The 6,106-nt window shown below is 46.7% G+C and carries 5 protein-coding genes; all 5 read right to left on the bottom strand.

Annotated elements, in window-relative coordinates; translation table 11 throughout:
• The coding region (locus AC1DUA_RS19615; protein ID WP_477501371.1) for an extracellular solute-binding protein at positions 1-1,154 on the bottom strand (1,154 nt) is incomplete at its 3' end.
• 91 nt (positions 1,155-1,245) lie between these two features.
• Positions 1,246-2,106 (bottom strand): carbohydrate ABC transporter permease, encoded by an 861-nt coding sequence (locus AC1DUA_RS19610; RefSeq protein ID WP_477501370.1) that lies wholly within the window; start codon positions 2,104-2,106, stop codon positions 1,246-1,248.
• Positions 2,100-2,960, bottom strand: coding sequence for an ABC transporter permease (locus AC1DUA_RS19605; protein ID WP_477501372.1), 861 nt, complete (start codon positions 2,958-2,960; stop codon positions 2,100-2,102). The genes AC1DUA_RS19610 and AC1DUA_RS19605 overlap by 7 nt, the downstream gene beginning before the upstream one ends.
• Positions 2,961-3,191: 231 nt before the next feature.
• On the bottom strand, positions 3,192-4,985 hold the full coding sequence (locus AC1DUA_RS19600) for a cache domain-containing sensor histidine kinase (RefSeq protein WP_477501369.1): 1,794 nt from the start codon (positions 4,983-4,985) through the stop codon (positions 3,192-3,194).
• Positions 4,986-4,992: 7 nt separating this feature from the next.
• Entirely contained in the window at positions 4,993-5,781 is a 789-nt protein-coding gene (locus AC1DUA_RS19595; protein ID WP_477501368.1) for a response regulator transcription factor, read from the bottom strand.
• Between the last annotated feature and the right edge of the window lie 325 nt (positions 5,782-6,106).

The raw sequence follows: 6,106 nt of genomic DNA, 5'->3' as shown, positions 1-6,106 counted from the left end.
CCTTTCACCCCGTATTGCACTAACAAAGAACCATCCTTCGAAGAAACATAATTCAGCAAGTCAATAACCTTCTGCAGTTTCTCCGGATTTTTCTCAAGGGACTTCGGCACGGCGTACAACGCTGCTGCCTTACCAATATCATAGGCGCTTGCAAATTTGCCGCCAGGACCTTTTAAAGCATCCACTTGCACCCAATTGGCATTCGGATTTACAGCCTTAATTTGTTCAACAAATTGTTCCTTCGTCACATTCGGCCAATCCAGATAGACGATACCCGCTTGCCCTTTAATCGCTTTTTGCTGGTGCTGAAGGCCGGAGTTAGCCAGAAGTTCGGGATCAACGGAACCGGAAGCAATCATTTTCTGGATAAAAGCAAGCGCATCCTTCATTCCAGGATCATATAGCGAGTTCACCACTTTATTATCTTTCACGTAGACTGTCGGTGTGCCGCCATCCATACCTACACCATAGGCTCCAAAAATGGTATCAAAAGCTCCCAGTTTGCCGCCAGTGAGGCCATACGTATCTTTTTTTCCATTACCGTCCGGATCTTTCTCTGTAAACGCTTTAGCAACTTCGAGCATTTCATCCGGCGTAGTTGGCACTTTCAGATTCAGCTTGTCGAGCCAATCCTGGCGAATCCAATAGGTGTTGTAAGGAACTTGCGGAGACTTCGCGATGGCATACGTTTTGCCATTCAGCATCCCTTTCTTCAAACTGTCAGCCCCAATGAAATCTTGTACCGGCTTAAGTTTATCCAAATAAGGCGTAAGATCAAGCAGCAGGCCCTGATCCGTAAATTGCTTTAATTGCTGGCGGTCTACAGCGAATAAATCAGGGAAGTTCGCCGATGACATACGCACGTTTAATTGATTTTTGTAATCATCACCAGATGCATATACGGTCAAATTAAGATCCGTGCCCAGCGCTTTATCTAGCTCCTGCTTAATAATGTCCTGATCTGGAGAAGGAAGACCGCTGCCCGTTTCGATAATATCAAGCTTAACGGGCTTCGCGTTAGCAGCCGGTTTGCCGCTTTCCGCAGCTTTGTCAGATGGCTTATTCGCAGCAGGTGCTGCACCGCAACCGGCAATCAGCGTTCCACCGGCGAAAGTCATGGCGAGAAGAATTGGTACGAGCAATTTCTTTTTCATAGATACCCCTTCTTTCTTTTAAAATAAAAGTTGCTTCTATTGTCGCCGTTACAGAACGAATCAGGCTGCAGTCCTGATGCATTCAACGGGGTCAACCTTTGACGGAGCCCATCAACATTCCTTTGGTGAAATGCTTTTGAATGAACGGATACACGATAATGATCGGTAAGCTTGCAGCAACAACAGACGCCATTTGCATCGTTTCGGTAGGAAGCATATTTTCGGCATTTTCCAGCGGTTGCTGGGTCAGCATGAGAATTTCTCTAATAACGACCTGCAAGGGGAACAAATTGCGATCCGTTACATACATAATCGCTTGGAAAAATTCATTCCAATGGCCGACCATGTAGAACAACCCAATTGTGAGCATAGACGGTACAGAGAGCGGCAATACGATTTGCCAGAGAATCCGGAATTCCTTCGCTCCATCCATCCGAGCCGATTCAAACAGCTCTTCAGGAAGGTTTTCAAAAAAGCTTTTCATAATCAAAATATTGAAGGCCCAAATTGCATTCGGCAGAATCATCGACCAGACGGAATCCAAGAGACCTAAGGATTTCACAACTAAATAAGTCGGAATGAGCCCTCCGCTGAACAACATCGTAAACACAACCATAAGAAGGACGTAGCTTCTGCCTGGGAGATTGCGACGGCTAAGCGGATAAGCCATCAGCAAAGTCAATATCAGGTTCACAATCGTGCCTACAACGGTGATGAAGATTGTCACCCAGAAAGCTTTTGGAATATTCGTTTCAGTGAAAAGCTTGTGATAAGCGCTAAAAGTGATGGACTTCGGAATGAGGATGAAACCTCCATTCTTCAGTACCTCGGAGAACGGTGTGATGGACACGGCAATCACGTACATCAGCGGTACAATCGCCGCCAATGCAGTAAGTCCGAGGATGACAACAACAATCGTATTTACGATCCGGTCTTCCCAGCCTCTTACCATATGCCATCACCCCATTTCTTGGACAACTGATTGGAGCCTAGTACCAGGACAAGTCCAATGACAGATTTGAATAATCCTACGGCGGCCCCCAGTGAGAAGTTGAGCTGCTGCAGCCCTGTCCGGAATACCCAGGTATCCAAGATATCCGCAACTTGATACACTTGAATGTTATACAAAATGTAAATTTGATCGAAACCAGCATCCATAATATGACCCAGCTTCAAAATGAGCAAAAGCACAATGATGTTTCGAATGCCTGGCAGCGTAATGTGCCAAATCATCCGCAGGCGGCTTGCGCCATCCACACGTGCTGCCTCGTATAAGGTCGGATCAATCGCTGTCATCGCAGCCAAGTAGATGATCGCGCCCCAGCCGAGATCCTTCCACACTTCCGAACTTACAAGAATGGTCCGGAAATAATCAATCGAGGTCATGAAGCCAATAGACTGTCCGCCCGCATCTTCGATAAAGCGGTTGACGATCCCGGAATTCTGGGAAAGCAGCGCGATGAGGATACCGTAGATGATGACCCAAGATAAGAAATGCGGCATATACGTTAGCGTTTGCACGACGGTTTTGAACCACCGCAGCCTGCACTCATTGAGCAGCAAAGCCATGATAATCGGCGGTGCCATCCCAAACAGCAGCTTGTAGATGCTAATAACGAACGTGTTGACCATCAGCTGCCCGAAATACGGGGAATCAAAAAACGTCTGAAAATGCTTGTACCATGGATCCGCCCAACCACTGCCGAGAATGCCGTCCAATATTTGAAAATCCTTAAAAGCAATAATCACACCATACATGGGAATATAGCGGAAGATGACGAAATAAATAACGCCAGGCAAAAGCATGAGATAAAAAGCCCGAAAGGCCCAAACCTGCTTCGCAGATAATTTAAGCCTCGCTTCTTTTGTTTTTCTACCCGCTTTTGCTTCCTGTCCAACCATGACTTGCTGTTCCATGAGGCCACCTCTTTTCCATCTGATCACTCGCTTCCTAACGGGTTGAGTTAAGTATAGCAAGCGCTTTCTTTGGAAAATATACAGTGATCCTGCGAAAATGTCCGAATTCTTGCAAACGCTTTAATTGTTTTTTGCTGTCTGTTCATGTTCCATTGCCGGAAGTTCGATTCGAATCAACGTTCCGATTTCGGGCAAGGAGAATATGGACAGACCATACGTCGTTCCAAAATGAAGCCCAATCCGCTCATGGACATTCATAATCCCGATTCCCGTGAATCTATGCTTGCTCGGCGCTTTGTGCCGCTCTTCGAACAGACTATTCAGGACCTCCGGCTTCATCCCGAGCCCGTTGTCCCTAATTGTAATAATTAATTTATCCTTCACACACTTGGCCCGTATATGGATCATCCCCTCGCGTTTGAGCGGAACAATCCCATGGAAAATGGCATTCTCCACTAGCGGCTGCAAGGTCAACTTGAGAATTGTTTTGGATAACGTGGCAGGTGCTGCGTCGATCTCCATCTTGAACTTATCGCCATAGCGCACCTTCTGGATGTACGCATACATGCGCAGCCCTTCCAGTTCGTCCGCTAAAGTAACGAATTCAGTGCTCTTATCGAAGCTGAAAGACAACAGACCAACTAGGGTCTTGATCGTTTCCCGTACCTCATAGATTTTGTGCTGCTTAGCCAAAGAACTAATGCAAGCAAGGGTGTTATACAGGAAATGCGGCGCAATCTGACTCTGCAGCATTTTCAGCTCAAAATGCTTCTTGCGGCGTTCCGCTTCCTTCGTTTCCTGCAGCAGATGATGAATCCGCTCCATCATGGCATTATAGCTTCGCGCCAAACGGCCAATTTCATCATTTCCGGTCGCGTGTATCGTGTGAAGCACATCCATATCTCGCACCCGATCCATTTTGGCAACCAATGTACGTACTGGCAGCGTAATATATCGGCTTATCATGTACGTGCTGGCCAGGACGAGGAATATCCAGAAAACGCCTGCCGTGCTGAAATTTCGATATAAGCTTGCAATATTTTGATAGAAGAAGCTATTTTCATAAAAGGCAATGAAATACCAGCCAAGATTATTCATGCCGGACTTGACCGCAACCAAATTGCCCTGAGGGCCCTCGATCTCCGATGCTCCGAGAGGAAGATCCGACACTTGATCGACGAACCCTTCATCCAGCTCCGGCGGGTATACAGACGTATGATAAGGCAGCAGCCGATAGGAGCTGAGCGGGAGCCCCACATCAAACGAGTGGACAACATTTTTTTTATTCGTGATGATGGCAAAAGTTTGATTCTTCGTATTCATGAATTGCGCGATCATATTCGTTAATTGAACAAGATCGATTTCCACAACGGCAATCCCTTTCAGCGACTTCGTCGAAGACGATTGAATCGGCAGCACAAAAGCGACAGTTTTACCCGACATGGGGGATTGATAGGGCTCTGTGATAAAGATCCCGTAAGTTTGCTTGGCTTTTTCAAGCAGATTAGGGATTTCCGGATTCCCAATAATATCGAAGGTCGTTTGCGAGTTAGAAATGACATGGCCATCTACACCAACCAAATAGAGTGACTTATACAGCGATCTATTCATATTCGCATACGAGCGCAGAACATCCGAGGCCTCCTTTTCCATGCCCACATTTAACAAATCTTCTCGGGTCGAAATCAGTAAAAGGATATTCTGCACATTGTCCAAATAGGCATTCATATAGAGATTAGTTCGGTCAATAATGATTTGGGCATCCGACACGACCTGCCTGCGAAACAATCCCTCTGCTTCGCGCAAGTTGATGTAGCCGAGCCCGCCTAACAGCACAAGTGTTCCCAGGGACAAAAACAGAAAATGTTTGGCCAACATGCTCCAGCTGCCAAACCATGAGATAAGTGCTTTCATATTGGCATCATCCCTTTTTATAATCTGTAGGTGCTACGCCGGTCCAATTTCGGAAAAGCTGCGAGAAATAACGGTAGCTTGGAATGCCTACCTGTTCGGCGACTTCGTACACTTTGAGCTGCGTGTTCTGAAGCAGATTCATGGCCTTCTCCATGCGCAGCCGGGTCACATAATCATTGAAGGATTCCCCGGTTTCTTCCCGGAACAGCCGGCTAAGATAATAGGAGCTCAGCCCAACCTCTTCCGAAACGCACGTCAGCGTAATCGGCTCACCGAGCTTGATCTCGATGATCTTCTGGGCAAGCTGGACGTCTTTTCGAATCTTCCGTTCGTCACTCGTCCCTGGCTTCGGCGGGTTAGCCAACTCTCGGCACATCCGTTCTTGTTCATAATGCTTGAGATCAACCTCACGTCTGATCGCTGCTCTCGCTTTTTCAATCGCTGTCTTCATGTCCTCTTCATCAAAAGACAGCTTCGTAAAATAGTCCAGGGCTCCTAACTTCAGCGCTTCTTGGGCATAATGAAAATCGCTATGACAGGTTAATAGGACGAATTGAATATGCGAAAATCTTTTTTTGACATTGCGGAACAATTCCAAGCCATCCATGATAGGCATCGTAATATCTGAAATAACAAGATCAGGTTCCAAAGCTATGCATAGCTCCAGCGCCTCTTCCCCATTCTCGGCCTCACCAACCAGTTCAGCGCCAAAAATAGACCATGGMATGGATCGGAGTTCTTGTCTTAACGGCAATTCATCATCAATAATCAGCACGCGTACGGGGGCGACAGACACATTGCCMACCACCTTTCCTTTCAACCTTGAAATCGCCATCATTCTTACTCACAATGATATCAATTATATCAGCTTTTGTTTATACAGAAATAATGTAAAAATGTATGAAAAACCAAACTCAAACCGCTGTGTCGCCGCCACATGGCAGCTGCCAACTCCAGTCAGGGGACATCCACTCGCAGCAAACTCTCGGGACAGCGCATGCTGAGGGAACTATGATCCCCTATTTGCCAATAAAGCGGCGCTTGGGATAGGCGAGGGGAACTGCGGTCTCTTATTCTATGATTTTCGGCCGAAAATCGGTGATTTCGGACAAATAAGACCC

This window comes from Paenibacillus sp. 01T422 (assembly GCF_056398785.1).
This window is presented reverse-complemented; position numbering and strand designations above follow the sequence as displayed.